This is a genomic window from Pseudomonas rustica (genome assembly GCF_049959085.1).
Classification (GTDB): domain Bacteria; phylum Pseudomonadota; class Gammaproteobacteria; order Pseudomonadales; family Pseudomonadaceae; genus Aquipseudomonas; species Aquipseudomonas rustica.
Genome location: NZ_CP188200.1, coordinates 4752768 through 4769847, shown reverse-complemented (window position 1 = coordinate 4769847; position 17080 = coordinate 4752768). Strand labels below are relative to the sequence as shown.

The window sequence follows — 17080 nt, the reverse complement described above, 5'->3', positions numbered from 1 at the left end:
ATTAAAGAAAGCCATCAACAAGCCGAATTCCTGACATCCACCCCGTCTACACTGTGGGGCCAACCAGTCAGGGAGCACCCCATGAGCTTCGGCAAAACCACCCCGATCCTGCGGATCTTCGATGAAGCCAAAGCGGTAGAGTTTTACGTCGATTTTCTCGGATTCAAGATCGACTGGCAGCATCGCTTTGAAGCGAATTTCCCGCTGTACCTGCAGGTGTCGCGTGGCGAGTGTGTGCTGCATTTGTCCGAGCACCATGGCGACGCGAGCCCGGGTTCGGCGCTGCGTATCGAGACGGATGAGCTGGAGGCGTTTCAGCAGCAATTGATCGCCAAGGACTACAAGTTCTCGCACCCGCAGATTCAGGCGATGCCGTGGGGGAGTCAGGACATGACGATTGCCGATCCGTTCGGCAATCGGCTGGTGTTTACCAATGCGATCAGCCTCTAGAACGAAAAGCCCCTCACCCTAGCCCTCCCGAAACGTCGGACCGCCCGGAGGGAGAGGGGACCGATCCGGGGATGCTTGAGAGATACACCGACCTGAACCAGCTCGGTCGAATCCATAATCGACTCGGTCATTCAGGTCGATGTATAGCGCCAGACACCTCGGTCGGCCCCCTCTCCCTCGGGAGAGGGCTGGGGTGAGGGGAACATGGCACACCGCAAAAAGAAGCCCGCCATCCAACCCTTCCTGTTGGGCCGCGGGCTCTTGCGTTACTCGGTCGGCACTAACTGATCCAGCACGCGATTGACCGCCATTTCCGCCACCATCACCACTTGCGCAATGCCCTGCAAAGTCTTGCGATGGGTGCCTTCAACCTGCGCGGCATGGTTGTTGAGCATGACGGTGGCCGAGCCAAGGGTTTCGCTGGCGTCGGTCAGCAGGGATTCGGTGTTTGCTGCGGGGTTGGCCATGTACAGCGTGTTGGGCGAATAGGGCGTGGCCATGAGGTCGGCGTTCGTCGGACCGAGGTAGTGGTCGAGCGCGCGCTCGGCGGCTTCGTGGAATTTTCTGGAGTCGGGGGATTCGTAGGGGGATGCCGGGTCGGTGGCCGGCGGGTTTGGCGTAACTTTGAACATTAACCAGATCCTCAAATTAAGCTGGCCACCGCTTCTCTACTAAAAGAAGTGGAGGCAGCTATGCGCAGGTTAGTAGACCGGGGATCTGGGAAACCGGCGCGCCCGAGGGCGCCCTACGCACAGCCACCATAACGTTCAGGCAAGACCCGATTGCTTGATGAGCTATACGCCCCAAATATTCCGGGCTACTAAACCCGATCACTGGAAATCAGTGACGCAATCAAGTTACGCAGCATGCTCAGGGCGCACAAGCCGGCGGATTCTGGCGTAGGCGTAGGTTATGGCGCAAGGATTTGTGGGCTGTTTCGCGTAACGCCGGGTGTCTTTAAACACCTGTGATGCTGGATGTTTATTGCGCTCAAGTATCGAAGATTTACCTGTAGGAATTGGGTGCGGCAACTGGCGCATTCGCGAGCAGGCTCGCTCCCACAGTTGATCTCCGTTGTTCACAAAGTTGATGTTCACCGCCGACCCAATGTGGGAGCGAGCCTGCTCGCGAAGAGGCCCGGATAATCACCCCCGATGCATCTGCCGAAACTCGCCCGGCGGCATCCCGCGTCGGCTCTTGAATGTGCGGTGAAACGACCTCGGTTCGGTAAACCCCAGATACTGCGCAATGTCCTGAATCGGCAACGTACTGTTGAGCAAATAATGCTCAGCCAGTTCCTGGCGCAAATCATCCAGAATCTGCTGATACGACGTCCCCGCCTGATGCAACTGGCGCTGTAACGTACGCACCGACACCGCAAGATGTTCAGCCACCTGTTCCTTGCGCGGCAAGCCTTCCTTAAGCAACTGCCGCAGAATATTCTTCACCTGCTGCTCCAGCGACGCATCCTCCAGCGTTGCCATCAACCCCAGCGCATGTTCCTCCAGGGTGCGCAGTAACTGCGCATCGGCCTGACGCAGCGGTAACTGCAAATACGCCAGCGGCACGATCAGCGCCGAATACGCCTGATCAAACACCACCGGGCAATCGAAAAACGCCTCGTACTGCGCAGGCGTCGCCTCAGCCGGGCACGAGTGTTCTAGCCACACAGCGGCCGGCGACATCTGCGTATCAGCGATCCAGCGTGCATATTGCAGCCATGAACCGAGCACGTTTTCCACCAGATGCCGGCGAATCCGTGGGCGCTGATAACGGCACGTCCAGATCAAATGCACGTGGCCATCCAGCACCTCGGCGCGACTCACGCCCATGTCGCCGACCAGTTTTTCGAACGGCATGATCCGGCTCATCGCATCGCCCAACGTCGCGCAGTTCATGGTGATGTAACCGAGCACGCTCCACGAATTGGGCAGGACGAAATTCGCCGCGTTGAGCCCGAACAACGGATCCCCCGAGTGTTCGCAGAAATAATCCAGCAGCCGCTCATGTGCCTCACCGGGCAAACGCAGGGTGTTGTCGCTCAACTGCTGCGCCTGCAAACCCGCCGCCGCCAACGCCGGTTCGACGGCCATGCCCAGTTGTTCGGCGTGGCGCAGGTATTTGAGCAGGGGCGGAACTGAGGTGAAGCCGAGCGATTGCATGATCCCTTCCTTTGATCGACGGCCGCGTGGGCGGATGAATGCCTGAAAGGTAATTTGAAACCACGACTAAAGTAAATGGCTGACGCTTGCGCGACGTTTGACTCAATTGGCTACACGAACTGGCCGGATGCGACCGTGACACTTTGCGGTCGCTGGCTAGTATGGGGGCCTGAAATATCACTGATCTGACGGCAAAAAAGGACACACGCATGCGACGCTGGAACGGCTGGGGAGATGCAACCACGGTGGTCGAACTGCCGGCCCAGGGCGCGGAGTTTCTTCATGAGCGACTGGGCGAGGGGCGCGCGCTGCCCGATGCCACGCTTGAAGCCGCATTGGCGCGTGTGCCGGCCTCGCGGTTGTCGGCGCACACTTTGTACAGTATCGATGCTCATGATCGTTTGTTGCATGCGCGGGGCCAGAGCCTGCCGGACTGGCTGGCGTTGCGCGAAGGTGCGCTGGGCAATTATCCCGATGCGGTGGCGTTTCCCGAGACCGCTGAACATATTCGCCAATTGCTGGCGCTCGCCCACGAACAGGACTTGTGCCTGATCCCGTATGGCGGCGGCACCTCGGTGGCCGGGCACATCAATCCGCCGGATTCAGCGCGGCCAGTGGTGACGGTGTCACTGGCGCGAATGAATCGCCTGATCGACCTCGACGAACAAAGCCTGCTGGCGACGTTCGGCCCCGGTGCGAGCGGGCCGCAGGTGGAAAGTCAGTTGCGTGCGCGGGGCTACACGCTGGGGCATTTTCCGCAGTCGTGGGAGTTGTCGACGTTGGGCGGTTGGGTTGCCAGTCGTTCCAGCGGTCAGCAGTCGTTGCGCTATGGCCGGATCGAGCAACTGTTTGCGGGCGGAACGCTGGAAACCTTTGCCGGGCCAATGCACATTCCAACCTTTCCGGCTTCGGCTGCCGGTCCCGATTTGCGCGAAGTGGTGCTCGGTTGCGAGGGCCGTTTCGGGATCATTTCCGAGGTCAAAGTGCGGGTCAGCGCGCTGCCTGCCGATGAACGTTTCTACGGCGTTTTTCTCCCCGACTGGCCGCAGGCTCTCAGAGCCATTCGCCAATTGGCCCAGGCACGCGTGCCGCTGTCGATGCTGCGTTTATCCAACGCCGTGGAAACCGAAACGCAACTGGCGCTGGCCGGTCATCCGCAACAAATCGCCTGGCTGGAAAAGTATCTGAAGCTAAGGGGGGCAGCAGAGGGCAAATGCCTGCTGACCTTCGGCGTCACCGGCAATCGTCGGCAAAACGCATTGTCGCTGACACAGGCGCGCCAACATCTGAAGGCCTTCGGCGGCGTGTTCACCGGCACTTTGCTCGGCAAGAAATGGGCGCAGAACCGCTTCCGTTTCCCCTACCTGCGCGAGAACCTGTGGAACGCCGGTTACGTCGTCGACACCCTTGAAACCGCCACCGACTGGAGCAACGTCGACAACCTGCTCAACCTCATCGAAAACAGCCTGCGCGAGGCCTTGGCCGCTGAGGGCGAGCGGGTGCATGTGTTCACTCACCTGTCCCACGTTTACGGTGAAGGCTCGAGCATCTACACCACCTACGTGTTTCGCCCGGCGGCGGATTACCCCGCGACGCTGGCGCGCTGGCAGGCGCTCAAACACGCGGCCAGCCAGACCATCGTCGACAACCACGGCACCATCAGTCACCAACACGGCGTCGGCAAGGATCACGCGCCGTACCTGTTGCGCGAGAAGGGCGCACTGGCGATGGATACCTTGCAGGCGCTGAGTAAACACTTCGATCCGGCCGGGCGCCTCAACCCCGGCACGCTGTTGCCGGAGTGACGGCCATGAGTCAGGACTGGAACGCCGCATGGCGCCAGCAGACTCTGCCAACACTGGCGGATGAAACCTGGGATCTGATCGTCATCGGCGGCGGTATCAGCGGCGCCGGAATCCTGCGTGAAGCGGCGCGTCGCGGCTGGCGCTGCCTGTTGCTGGAACAGCGCGATTTTGCCTGGGGCACCTCCAGTCGATCGTCGAAAATGGTACACGGCGGTTTGCGTTACATCGCCAAGGGCCAGTGGCGCCTGACCCGCGATTCGGTGCGCGAGCGTCAGCGCTTGCTCGACGAAGCGCCGGGGCTGGTCGAGCCGATGAGTTTCATGATGCCGCACTATCGCGGCGGCTTTCCCGGGCCTCGGGTGTTGGGTGGTTTGTTGAGCGTTTACGATGCTTTGGCCGGACGGCGCAGCCATCGTTTTCATGATGCACAACAGCTCCGATATCTGGCGCCGGGCGTGAAGGAAAATAACTTGCTCGGCGGCACCAGTTTTGTCGATGCGCTGACGGACGATGCACGACTGGTGATGCGCGTATTGAGCGAGGCGCGAGCGGATGGCGCGGTCGTGGTCAATGGCGTCCGCGTCGAGCATTTGCTGCGAGAAAACGGGCGAGTGTGCGGCGTTCAGATCGAAGACTGCGAGGCCGGGGCGACTCTGCAATTGCGCTGTGGCGTGATCGCCGTGGCCACCGGCGCCTGGGCTGAACGCTTGCGGCCGACTGAGGCGCCACGGCAATTACGGCCGTTGCGCGGCAGTCATTTGTTGCTGCCGGGTTGGCGTTTACCCGTGGCGCAGGCGTTCACGTTTTTGCATGAGCGCGACCGCCGTCCGGTGTTCGTTTTTCCGTGGGAGGGCGCGACGGTGGTCGGCACCACGGATCTCGATCATCGCGAAGATCTGGATCACAGCGCGAGCATCAGCGGCGAAGAACTCGACTATCTGCTGGCTGCCTGCACACAGCAATTCCCCGGCGCAGAAGTGACGGCCAATGACGTGCTATCGACCTGGTCGGGCGTACGTCCGGTGGTTGGCAGTACGGCGGGCAATAATCAAAACCAACCGTCGAACGAAACCCGTGAACATGTGCTGTGGCAGGAGCCCGGTTGCGTGACGCTGGCCGGCGGCAAACTGACCACGTTCCGCCCGCAAGCCATCGAAGTGCTCAAGGCCTGCGCGGACATGCTCGAACGTCCCTTCGTCGATGACGCCGCGCCGGTGTTTGCCGCCGTACCTGCGCTGGCGATTGCAGAATTGAGCAGTCAGCAGTGGCGACGACTGGCCGGAAGGCATGGCCGAAACCTGCCGAGGCTGGCGCAATTGATCAAAGAAGTCGGCCACGACACGGTTGGCATCACGGACACCTTGTGGGCGGAACTGGCCTTCGCTTGCGAAGCGGAAATGGTTCTGCACCTCGACGATCTACTGTTGCGCCGCACGCGTCTCGGCCTTTTGCTGCCTCACGGTGGCGAAGACCATTTCACCGCCATCCGCCAAATCTGCCAGCCACGACTCGGCTGGAGCGACGCATACTGGCAGCAGGAAATTCAGCGTTATCGGGCGTTGTGGAAACGCCATCACGGTCTGCCGGATGCCACGCCTTGATGCCCCTTGAAGAGAGCTCCATGGATAACCACCCGAACAAGCGTTACCTGCTGGCGATCGACAACGGCACCCAGAGCGTGCGTGCGCTGCTCTTCGATTTGCAGGGCAATTTGCTCGGCAAAGGCAAGGTCGAACTGCAGGCGTATTACTCGACGCAACCGGGTTGGGCCGAGCAGGATCCGGAGTATTACTGGGCGAAACTCGGCGAGGCGTGTCAGCAAGTCTGGGCGCAAACCGGCATTGATCGTTCGCAGATTGCTGGCGTTTCCCTGACCACTCAGCGCGGCACGGTGATCAATGTTGATGCGGAGGGCAAACCGCTGCGTCCGGCAATTTTGTGGCTCGATCAGCGCCAGAGTGAAGTCGAGGGCGGGATCAAAGGGCCGTGGGGCTGGTTGTTCAGACTGGTCGGCGCGCAGGGCACGGTGGATTATTTTCGTGCCCAGGCTGAGGCGAACTGGATTGCGCAGCATCAGCCAGAGGTGTGGGCGGCGACCGACAAGTTTTTGCTGCTGTCGGGGTTTCTCACCCATCGACTGTGCGGGCGCTTTGTCGACTCGGTGGGTTGCTGCGTTGGCTATCTGCCGTTCGATTTCAAACGGCTGAAATGGGCCGCGCCGAGTGACTGGAAATGGCAGGCGCTGGCGGTACGTCCCGAGCAATTGCCGACCCTGCACAAACCCGGTGAAACCCTCGGCTACATCACCGCTGAAGCGGCTCGCCACACCGGCATTCCCGAAGGCTTGCCGCTGATTGCGGCGGGTGCCGACAAGGCGTGTGAAGTGGTCGGTGCCGGCGTGGTCGATGCGGGCACGGTGTGCCTGTCCTACGGCACCACGGCGACGATCACCAGCACCCGTTCGCGCTATCTGGAAATCGTCCCGTTGATTCCGCCGTACCCCTCGGCGGTGCCGGATCAGTTCAACTGCGAGGTGATGATTTATCGCGGTTACTGGATGGTCAGCTGGTTCAAGAACGAGTTCGGCTTGCGCGAGATGCAGCAGGCCAAAGAGCAGGGCATCGAGCCGGAGCAATTGTTCGATGCGCTGGTCGATGCGGTGCCACCGGGCTCGATGGGTTTGATGCTGCAACCGTACTGGTCGCCGGGGATTCGTGAGCCGGGCGTGGAAGCGAAGGGCGCGATGATCGGCTTCGGCGATGTGCACACCCGCGCGCATATTTACCGGGCGATTCTTGAGGGGCTGGCGTATGCGTTGCGCCAAGGCATGGAGAACATCGAGCGGCGTTCGAAGGTGTCGATAAAGCGCCTGCGCGTGGCCGGTGGCGGTTCGCAGAGCGATGCGGCGATGCAGCTTACGGCGAATATTTTCGGCCTGCCGGCGGAGCGTCCGCATGTGTACGAAGCATCTGGCTTGGGGGCGGCGATCTGCTGTGCAGTGGGGCTCGGATTGCACGCAGATTTCCCCACGGCCATCGCGGCAATGACCCGAGTAGGCGCGGTCTTCCACCCCCAACCCGAGGCACAAAAAATCTACGAGCAACTGTACAAAGAGGTTTACCTGCGCATGTACCGCCAGCTCAAACCGCTCTACCAAAGCATCCGCAAAATCACCGGCTACCCCGCCTGAAAAGCAACACCACAATTCCCCCTGTAGGAGCTGCCGAAGGCTGCGATCTTTTGATCTTGTTTTTTAAGATCAACATCAAAAGATCGCAGCCTTCGGCAGCTCCTACAGGGATCGTATCGTCACCTGAAATGGCGTACCGCCAGCTCAAACCGCTGTACCAGAGCATCCGCAAAATCACCGGCTACCCCGCCTAAAAAGCACACTTCAAATCCCCTGTAGGAGCTGCCGAAGGCTGCGATCGTTTGATCTTGTTTTTTAAGATCAACATCAAAAGATCGCAGCCTTCGGCAGCTCCTACAGGGATCGTATCGTCACCTGAAATGGCGTACCGCCAGCTCAAACCGCTGTACCAGAGCATCCGCAAAATCACCGGCTACCCCGCCTAAAAAGCACACCACAATTCCCCCTGTAGGAGCTGCCGAAGGCTGCGATCTTTTGATCTTGTTTTTTAAGATCAACATCAAAAGATCGCAGCCTTCGGCAGCTCCTACAGGGATCGTGTTGAGATTTGAATTGGCGCCATCGGAGACTTTTTCTGGTGAGATCGGACAGTGTCAGCGGCGGGGGCGGTTGTTAGGCTCATTCCCCACGGCACCTCCAATAAGAACCCGGCAATGAAGCTGACATTCCTCCTGTTGCTGCTTTGTGCAACGGCCCCAAGTGCTTGGGGCTGGTCGAACCATACGGTGGGCAGCTACCTGGCGTTGCAGGATCTGCCGGCTTTGCGCGATGCGCCGACCGTCGAAGTCGAGCAGCTGGAAACCTTCCTCACGCTGCAATACCAAGCGATCAGCACATTGCTGGAGCAGCAGGAAACCTTCGCCCGCGAACACTTCGCTCAATACCCGCCACGCCCCGATGCGCTGAAATTACCGGCCACGCCGAGTGACAATCTGCGCCACGACTTTTTCACCGCGATGCGCATCAATCCGCAGATTCATCTGGCGATGGTCATCCAGCCATTACCCGGCAAAGACCTGCCCGAGCGCGAGCATTTGCAGGCCAATCAAGTCATGGTCGAACAAACCCTGTCACCGTGGAATCGCCAGCGCTTTATCGTCGTCGCCAACCACGAAAAAGTCGCAGCACTCGCGGTGCTGGCCAGCGCCGCCGACGAACCGGATTACGGCCACGACATCAACCTCTTCACTGACAACCCCGGCGACGCTGGCGCGCGCTACGGCTTCGGCCCGCAACCCTTTGGTGACGAGCGTTTCCAGTACAGCTCGCAAGCGCCGTTCCACATGGGCTTCTTCCACGAAAGCCCGGTGGTCTATGCCGCTGCCGGATTCCTCGAACGCAGTTGGCCGGACTGGCGCGCGTATCAATACATGGGCCTGGCGCGACTGGCATTTGCCAGCGGCCATCCGTATTGGGGTTATCGCTTTCTCGGCTGGGGCCTGCACCACGTTCAGGATCTGACACAGCCGTATCACGCCAAGCCATTGCCGGGCGTCGACCTCGCCAGTCTTCTGCTGCTGGAAGGCAAGGCGCTGGCCGGTTTCGCCGCCGACAAACAGGCCTCCATCGAACGCGTTGCGACCCGGCACATGGAAGTCGAAAAGTATCAATCCACCTGGCTGCGGCGTTTGCTGCGTGCCGGCAATCCGCATCCGATGCTCGACGCTTACACCGATGTCGCCCAAGACAAATCCTATCCGCCGTACTCGGTCGACTACCTGCGCGAAGTGGTCAGCGCCGAGTCGGTCGATGATTCCGCCGCCTTCGACGAAGCGATCGGCCAGTGGCTGGAAACGGCGCCACTCACTAGTGATTTCAGCAGCGGTAATCAGCTGCAACGCGAAGATTTCGACCATCCGGCACTCAATCAACAGCTGTTCAAACTGCTCGGCCATTTCGGCGCGCACAGCCGGATTTACGTCAGCGCGGGATTGGCGCCCTAGCCACCGCGACAGGACAAAAAACAATAAAAAACAGGGAAGGAGGAACACATGATCAGCACTCGATTGCGCCTGACGGGCGCGGTGCTCCCCGGTGTCGGCCTGGCAGGGCTGCTGCAACTGTGCGCAGTCGATGCGGCGCACGCGGTGGAGTTCAGCTTCATGGACAAACAGGTCACCGGTTCGATCGACACGACGTTGTCGTACGGTCGTATGTGGCGGGTGCAGGGCCGCGACAAATCCAACGATGACGTCAACACCAACGACGGCAATCGCAACTTCGACACCGGGCTGGTTTCCGAGGTGTACAAGATCACTTCCGAGCTTGAAGCCAACTATCAGAACTACGGTTTGTTCATGCGCGGCACGGGGTTTTATGACACGCAGCTGATGGACAAGCGCAACAACTACTACGACAACAACAGTCCCTCGCAACCGAGCCAGAGCTACCCGCAGGACGACCGGTTTACCAGCCAGACCCGCGATATTGCCGGCAGCCGCATCGAGATGCTCGACGCGTATGTGCACGGCAGTTGGGACGTCGCGCAGATGCCGGTGACCGCCCGAGTCGGTCGACAAGTGTTCAACTGGGGCGAGGGGATTTTCTATCGCGGCGGGATCAACACCACCAACCCGGTTGACGCGGCCAAGTACCGTTTGCCCGGCGCCGAAGTTAAGGAAGTGCTGGTGCCGGTAGAGGCGCTGAGCTTCAACGTCGGCCTCACCGATTCGCTGACCATGGAGAGTTTCTATCAGACCAACTGGAAAGAAACCCGCATCGATCCGGTCGGCACTTTCTACTCGCAAACCGACCTGTTCGCCGATGGCGGCAACACTGGTTACAACAACTTCAGCGGCACCGCGCTCGATACGCCGGTGCCGGGGTTTGGCAACGTCATCGGCCTGTACAGCGCACTGGGTAACAACCCGTTACTGAGTTCGGCTTTGCAAACCACCGGTCTGTACGCCAACGGTGTGACGCCTGCGTACGGCAACACGTTGAAAGTGGCGTCGATCGGTAAGGACTACAACGCGCGCAACGACGGGCAGTTCGGTTTCGCTTTCCGCTACATCGCCGAGCAGCTCAACAGCACCGAGTTCGGTTTGTACATGGTCAACTACCACGCCAAGGAACCGACCATCGCGGCGGATCTGGGCGGGTACAAGGGCATCGACATGGATGCGCTGACCAACCTGTTGTCCGGCGTTGCCGGCGATCAGGCCGGGGCGCTTGCCGGCGGTCTGGCCACGGCCGATGTGATGGGCAACATTCAGGCGCATCGTCGTTACGCCGAAGACATCCGCATGTACGGCTTCAGCTTCAACACCACGCTGGGCGAGGCCTCGGTGTTTGGTGAAATCGCTTATCGGCCGAACCTGCCGATTGGCGTCGCGGCCACTAACGATTTGATCGGCGACCTGGCCAACGGTGCGGCGGTGGCGGTGACGGGCCGGTCGATCAACGTCGGCGGGCAGATGGTCAATCTCAACAGCGAGATCAATAACGCCGAGCGCGTCGAAGCGTTCAACACCTCGCTGGGCACCATCTACAACTTCGGCCCGACCGCCTCGTTCGACTCGCTGTTCGGCATCTTCGAACTGGCCTCGGAACATCTGCGTGGCAGCAATCTGCAATACACCGCTTATGACGGCAGCACGCGTTATTACGCGGGGACTGGTAACTATTCCTATGTGTCCGGTGGTGATCGCGACGATCAGGTCAACCGCGATTCCTACAGCTACACGGCGATGCTCAACGGCACGTGGAACGACGTGTACGCCGGGGTCAACGTCTCGCCTTACATCGTTTACAAAGACGACTTTCAGGGCAACAGCTACCAGGCCGGCAACACCATCGAAGGTCGTAAGGCTTACACGCTGGGGATCAAGGCCAATTACCAGAACAAGCTTGAAGCCGAGTTGCAGTACACCGAGTTCTACGGCGGCGGACAAAACAACGGCATCCGCGACCGCGACAACGTCGGGTTCAACCTCAAGTATTTCCTTTAAAGACCACACAGATCCCCTGTGGGAGCGAGCCTGCTCGCGAAGAGGCCGGCACATTCAACATTGATGTCGACTGACACACCGCTTTCGCGAGCAGGCTCGCTCCCACAGTTTTTTGTATTTTGGAGAAGATCATGGTTCACACTTCAAGATTCACCAGGGCTTCGCTCGGGCTTGTTCTAGGTCTGGCCGCCAGCACCGCCCTGGCCGCCAGCACCGCCCTGGCCGCCATCACCCCGCAACAAGCCGAGCAACTGAAAACCACCCTGACCCCCATGGGCGCCGAGCGGGCTGGCAACGCCGCCGGCACCATCCCGGCCTGGACGGGCGGCATCACCCAAGCCCCGGCCGGCTACAAACCGGGTCAGCATCACCCCGATCCATACGCGGCGGACAAACCGCTGTTCACCATCACCAAAGCCAATCTCGACCAATACAAAGCCCACCTCAGCCCCGGCCAGATCGCGCTGTTCAATAGCTATCCCGACACCTTTCAGATGCCGATCTACCCGTCCCGTCGCTCCGGCTCGGCGCCGCAGTGGCTGTACGACAACACCTTGAAAAACGCGACCTCGGCGAAACTGCTCGAAGGCGGCAGCGGTTTCTCCGATGCCTACGGCGGTGTACCGTTTCCAGTGCCGAAGGACGGCGTCGAAGTGCTGTGGAACCACATCACCCGCTATCGCGGCATCTACGTCGTGCGCCGCGCTTCCGAAGCGCCGGTGCAGCGCAACGGCAGCTTTGCGCTGGTGACGTCGCAACAGGAAGCACTGTTCAACTACTACCGCCCGAACGGCCAGTTCGCCGACCTGAAAAACATCCTGTTCTACTACCTCGCCTTCGTAAAAAGTCCGGCGCGTCTGGCCGGTGGCGCAGCCCTCGTTCACGAAACCCTCGACCAGCTCAAAGATCCGCGCCAGGCCTGGGTCTACGACGCCGGCCAACGCCGCGTACGCCGCGCGCCCAATCTCGCGTACGACACGCCGATCTCATCCTCCGATGGCCTGCGCACCGCCGACGACACCGACCTGTTCAACGGCTCGCCGGATCGCTACGAGTGGAAGCTCAAGGGCAAACAGGAAATCTACATTCCCTACAACAACTACAAAGTCTCCAGCCCCGACGTGAAGTACGCGCAACTGCTCACCCCGGGCCACCTCAACCCGCAATACACCCGCTACGAACTGCACCGGGTCTGGGTGGTGGAAGGCAACTTGAAACCGGGCTCGCGGCATATCTACTCGAAACGCGTGTTGTTCCTCGATGAAGACAGCTGGGGCGCTGCGCTGGTCGATCAATACGACGGGCGAGGGGAGCTGTGGCGCGTGTCGATGGCCTACCTGAAAAACTTCTACGACCTGCCCACCACGTGGAGCGCGCTGGACGTTTTCCATGATTTGCAGGCCCGTCGTTACTACGTGCAGAACCTCGACAACGAAGAAGCCGAGACCGTGGATTTCGCCCAGCCGGTGCCCGAGGATGCGTACTTTATGCCGTCGGCGTTGCGCCAACGCGGCACGCGGTGAGGATCCATTAACTCGCGATCGAACAGGATTTCTGTAGGAGCTGCCGCAGGCTGCGATCTTTTGATCTGGCTTCTGATGGTTCAAAAGTGAAGATCAAAAGATCGCAGCCTGCGGCAGCTCCTACGGGTACCGGGGTTTTTTCGGGATATCGAGGTGGCAGGTCTGACGCTTTCGCGAGCGGGCTCGCTCCCACAGGTTTTGAAGGTGTTCACACATTGTGTGATCGACCTTGTAACTGTGGGAGCGAGCCTGCTCGCGAAGTTCTTTCATTCACTGCAAGGTGAAGATCAAACGCGGAAGTGGCTGACCATCTGCTGCAACTGCCCACCCAACCGCGCCAGCTCCACACTCGACGCCGCCGTTTCGTCACTCGCCGCTGCGGTTTGTTCCGAGACGTCGCGCACGTTGATGATGCTGCGGCTGATCTCTTCCGCCACTGCGCTCTGCTGTTCAGCCGCCGCCGCGATCTGCTGGTTCATCGACTGAATATTCGACACCGTGCGGGTGATGCTTTCCAGTGACAGGCCGGCCTTGCGGGTCAGCGCGACGCTGCTGTCGGTCAGGGCGCGGCTGTTGTTCATCACCGCCGAAACCTGCTGGGTGCCGTTCTGTAGACCGGCGACCAGGCCTTCGATTTCTTCGGTGGATTTCTGCGTGCGCTGGGCCAGGCCACGTACTTCGTCGGCAACCACGGCAAACCCGCGACCGGCTTCACCGGCGCGCGCGGCTTCAATCGCGGCGTTGAGCGCGAGCAGGTTGGTTTGTTCGGCGACGGCTTTGATCACGTCCATGACGCTGCCGATCTTGTCGCTTTCCTGTTGCAGCACGCTCATGGCTTCGGTGGAACGCACCACTTCGCTGGCCAGACGTTCGATCTGCGCGATGGCTTCGTTGACCACTTTGTCGCCTTCACGGGCTTCGCCGTCAGCGGCGGCAGCAGCTTGCGAGGCTTCCTCGGCGTTGCGCGCAACTTCCTGCACGGTGGCAGTCATTTCGTGCATCGCAGTGGCGACCTGATCGGTCTCGACTTTCTGGCTGTTCACCCCGGCGCTGGTCTGTTCGGTCACGGCCGACAGCTCTTCGGCGGCGCTGGCGATCTGGGTAACGCCGTCGCGGATGCCGCTGATCAAATCGCGCAGGGTCACGCCCATGCGCGCGATGCCTTGTTGCAGCACACCGAGTTCGTCGCGACGGGTAACGATGACGTTGTGGGTCAGGTCGCCGCTGGCGATGCGGTCGACCACGGCCATGGTTTCGCGCAGCGGACGGGTGATCTGACGGGTGATCAGCACGGCGGCAATCACGCCAACCAGCAACGCCAGCAGGGTGCTGATCAGTTGCAGAGTACGGGCCTGAGCGCTTTCGGCGTCACGGCGATCGAGTTGAATCTGATACAGCTGCTCGCTCTGGGTGACGATGGTCGCGCCCTGATCGGTCATTTCCTTGCGCGCCTGCACAGCTTCGCTGTTGGCGTTCTTGAACGCCTGCAAGGCGCTGCGGTAATTGACCAGCGCGGTCTCCAGCTGACGCAGGGCATCTGCCTGAGTGTCAGCGAAATGCACGTTCAATTGCTTGAGGCTGGCGATCGCCACGTCGAGTTGGGCGACGGCTTTCTGCTCGGTGTCGGCGTTGGTGGCGGCCATGTAGCTGCGCACTTCGTAGCGGGTGAGGATGAACGCTTCCTTGGCCGTGGTGATGGCCTGGAACTGTTCGAAACGTTGCTCGCTCATGTCCATTTGCTGCACATGTTTGCTGATCGATTCGATCTGACGATACGCGGCGTCGGCATTCACGCTCATGGCGTCGCGCGCACTGTTGGCGGTGCGGTAGGCGTTGCGCATTTTGTTCAGCGAGGTCTGGTATTCAGCGATGGTCGCCGCCTGCGCCTTGAGCAACTTGACGTTCTCCGGGCTCTTGAAGCTGCTGATCAACTTCTGCTGTTGCGCGGCGAAGGCTTCAAGGGTGGTCTGCACGTTTTGCGCGGCGGTTTCGTCGCCGTTGGTCAGCATGTATTGCAGGCGCACCACGCGCAGTTTGGTCAGGCCGGAGTTGAGCTGGGTGATGTCGCTCATCCAGTTGCTGCGGTCGATCAGGCCGCCGAGGCTGGTCCAACCGGTCAGGGCCAGGACGCAGGTCAGGGCCAGCACCAGGCCGAAGCCCAGGCCCAATTTCATGTTCACGCTGATGTTGCCGAACCAGCTATTCATCAAAAATCCTCCAGAAACGTTGGGTTTCTTGGTCGTCGGTTAGGCTGGAAGATTGTTGTTTTTTTGAGCCAGCAAGGGTGTTAGCAGGTCTGTATCGGCCGCAATGCCGAGAGCTGAAAGGATTTTGTCCTACGGAATTTGTAACAAAGGATCCCAAGACTTTTTTCACATGGGTTTCACTGGCTGCCCACGCCCGCCTCTGTACCTTCGCCGCATCGAATGACAAGTGATGCATGCCGGTGAGGCGGCTTTTTGTGGAATTGAGACTGAATCTGTTCGGCGTCAAACGCTCGATCGATCTGAGCGGTTTGGCGCGTTTTCGCAACACGTGGGTGGTGTTGGCCGCCTCCGTGCTGGTGATTCCGCTGACCTTGTGGTTGCTGGCACCCGCAGCTGTACCGGATCTGGCCCACGGCAATGTCGCCGGCGCGCAGGCGTTGGCGCAGGGCTGGGCGCAAGGCGACATGATCGTGCTGGTGCGCCACGTCGAACGCTGCGATCACTCCAAGGCACCGTGCCTGAGCGGCAATGACGGCATCACTCAACGTTCGCGCAGTGTCGCGGATGCGGTGGGTTCGCAGTTTGAACAACTGGGCCTGAGCAACGCCGACCTCTACAACAGCCCTATCGAGCGCACCGTGCAGACCGCCGGTTACATGTTCACCAAGACCTCCACCGCCGCCGACTGGTTGATCAGTTGCAAGGGCCGGATGTTGCAGGACGCGCTGGCGCACAAAGTGCCGGGGCGCAATTTGATCCTGGTGACCCACAGCGAATGCATGGGGCAACTGGAGAAAGACCTGAACGTACCGCCCTCCGATCCCGGCTACGGTTCTTCGCTGTTTGTCGCCGCTGCCAATCCGGCGGCCCCACAGATGCTCGGCTTCATTGAAGCCTCCGACTGGCGCACGGTGACCACCCGATGAAAGCGCGTTTCTACGCTTACAACTTTGGCATCCCGCTGCTCTGTGCAGCGGTGGTGTTTCTGCTGTTCGACATGACCAAAATCGACATCGCTTTCAGCAACCTGTTGTTCGATCCGCTGACTCAGACTTTCCCGCTCGACAAAATCCACTTCTTCGAAAAACTCACGCACAAATGGGCGCGGATCATTCCGAACTGGACGGGCGAGATTGCCGTGATCGGTGCGATGCTCTCGGTGATCTGGCCATTGGTCAGCCCGCAGAAGCGGCCACGACTGGGTGCCTTTCTGCAGCGCAGCCGAGTCGCGCCGGTGCTGCGCTTTGCCGCTGATCATCGTAGGGATTTTTTCTTCGTCGTGGTGGCGTTCGCCGTTTGCACCGGGGTGATTCACTTCCTCAAGGCGCACACCAGCGTTTACTGTCCGATCGAGACCACGCTGTACGGCGGCAAAATGGCTCATGTCGAGTGGTACGAGAATTTCCAGTTGTTCCATGAAGCGGGCGAGGGCCGTTGCTGGCCGGGCGGGCACGCGTCGGGTGGTTTCACCATGCTGGCGCTGTACTTTGTTGCGCGACGCTACCAGTGGCGATTTTCCAAGGCGATTTTGTGGGGCTCGTTGTTGCTCGGTTTTGTCTACGGCACGACGCGCGTCCTGCAAGGCTGGCACTACATGTCCCACACGTTTTGGGCTGGGATCTTTGTCTGGCTGGCGTGTTTGCTGACAGCGTTGGCGTTTTATGGACGGGCGCGGCTGGAGATGCCGGTGTTGGAGAAGCTGCAACGACAGTTATCCGTACCAGCCCCGGCAACCAACTGAATGATTAGTGGCCGAACGCGAAAACTGTAGGAGCAAGGCTTGCCCGCGAAGGCGATGCATCAGGCAATGGATGTGGCGTATGTGATGACGC

12 protein-coding genes and 1 pseudogene are annotated in these 17080 nt (G+C 60.2%); 9 read left to right on the top strand and 4 right to left on the bottom strand.

Annotated features, from left to right (window positions below):
* Positions 1-81 precede the first annotated feature (81 nt).
* Positions 82-450, top strand: a complete 369-nt coding sequence (locus ACP3TY_RS21785) for a glyoxalase superfamily protein (protein ID WP_126359889.1) — start codon at positions 82-84, stop codon at positions 448-450.
* Positions 451-716: 266 nt separating this feature from the next.
* On the opposite strand, the gene ACP3TY_RS21780 is transcribed toward ACP3TY_RS21785, so the two are convergent.
* Both ACP3TY_RS21780 and ACP3TY_RS21775 read right to left on the bottom strand, forming a co-directional pair.
* The gene (locus tag ACP3TY_RS21780) at positions 717-1082 is read right to left on the bottom strand and encodes a DUF6124 family protein (protein WP_212549777.1); all 366 of its coding nucleotides are present in this window, start codon (positions 1080-1082) and stop codon (positions 717-719) included.
* 513 nt (positions 1083-1595) lie between these two features.
* Positions 1596-2612 (bottom strand): AraC family transcriptional regulator, encoded by a 1017-nt coding sequence (locus tag ACP3TY_RS21775; RefSeq protein WP_053116985.1) that lies wholly within the window; start codon positions 2610-2612, stop codon positions 1596-1598.
* 209 nt (positions 2613-2821) lie between these two features.
* On the opposite strand from ACP3TY_RS21775, the gene ACP3TY_RS21770 reads away from it, so the two are divergent.
* The 6 genes from ACP3TY_RS21770 (at position 2822) to ACP3TY_RS21745 (ending at position 13041) form a co-directional block, all read left to right on the top strand.
* Positions 2822-4417, top strand: a complete 1596-nt coding sequence (locus ACP3TY_RS21770) for an FAD-binding oxidoreductase (protein WP_426618460.1) — start codon at positions 2822-2824, stop codon at positions 4415-4417.
* Positions 4418-4422: 5 nt separating this feature from the next.
* Complete coding sequence (locus tag ACP3TY_RS21765; protein WP_426618459.1) at positions 4423-6018, top strand: glycerol-3-phosphate dehydrogenase/oxidase; 1596 nt, start codon at positions 4423-4425, stop codon at positions 6016-6018.
* 20 nt (positions 6019-6038) lie between these two features.
* Entirely contained in the window at positions 6039-7607 is a 1569-nt protein-coding gene (locus ACP3TY_RS21760; protein WP_426618458.1) for an FGGY-family carbohydrate kinase, read from the top strand.
* 614 nt (positions 7608-8221) lie between these two features.
* Positions 8222-9511: a phospholipase gene (locus ACP3TY_RS21755; protein WP_426618457.1), complete on the top strand. Its 1290-nt coding sequence runs from the start codon at positions 8222-8224 to the stop codon at positions 9509-9511.
* Positions 9512-9559: 48 nt separating this feature from the next.
* Entirely contained in the window at positions 9560-11518 is a 1959-nt protein-coding gene (locus ACP3TY_RS21750) for a DUF1302 domain-containing protein (RefSeq protein WP_426618456.1), read from the top strand.
* Between the two features lie 131 nt (positions 11519-11649).
* On the top strand, positions 11650-13041 hold the full coding sequence (locus ACP3TY_RS21745) for a DUF1329 domain-containing protein (RefSeq protein ID WP_426618455.1): 1392 nt from the start codon (positions 11650-11652) through the stop codon (positions 13039-13041).
* Between the two features lie 287 nt (positions 13042-13328).
* Here ACP3TY_RS21745 and ACP3TY_RS21740 read toward each other — a convergent pair whose 3' ends face one another.
* A complete protein-coding gene (locus ACP3TY_RS21740; RefSeq protein WP_371262359.1) occupies positions 13329-14192 on the bottom strand; it encodes a methyl-accepting chemotaxis protein in 864 nt (287 codons plus the stop codon).
* A pseudogene (locus tag ACP3TY_RS21735) lies at positions 14187-15113 on the bottom strand (methyl-accepting chemotaxis protein); the annotation flags it as partial. The pseudogene ACP3TY_RS21735 and the gene ACP3TY_RS21740, both read right to left, overlap by 6 nt.
* A 389-nt stretch (positions 15114-15502) precedes the next feature.
* Between ACP3TY_RS21735 and ACP3TY_RS21730 the strand changes: the two are divergent.
* Together ACP3TY_RS21730 and ACP3TY_RS21725 are read left to right on the top strand one after the other, a co-directional pair.
* Positions 15503-16174 (top strand): histidine phosphatase family protein, encoded by a 672-nt coding sequence (locus ACP3TY_RS21730; RefSeq protein WP_426618454.1) that lies wholly within the window; start codon positions 15503-15505, stop codon positions 16172-16174.
* Positions 16171-16989: a phosphatase PAP2 family protein gene (locus tag ACP3TY_RS21725; RefSeq protein WP_426618453.1), complete on the top strand. Its 819-nt coding sequence runs from the start codon at positions 16171-16173 to the stop codon at positions 16987-16989. Before ACP3TY_RS21730 ends, ACP3TY_RS21725 begins: the two co-directional genes overlap by 4 nt.
* Positions 16990-17080 lie beyond the last annotated feature (91 nt).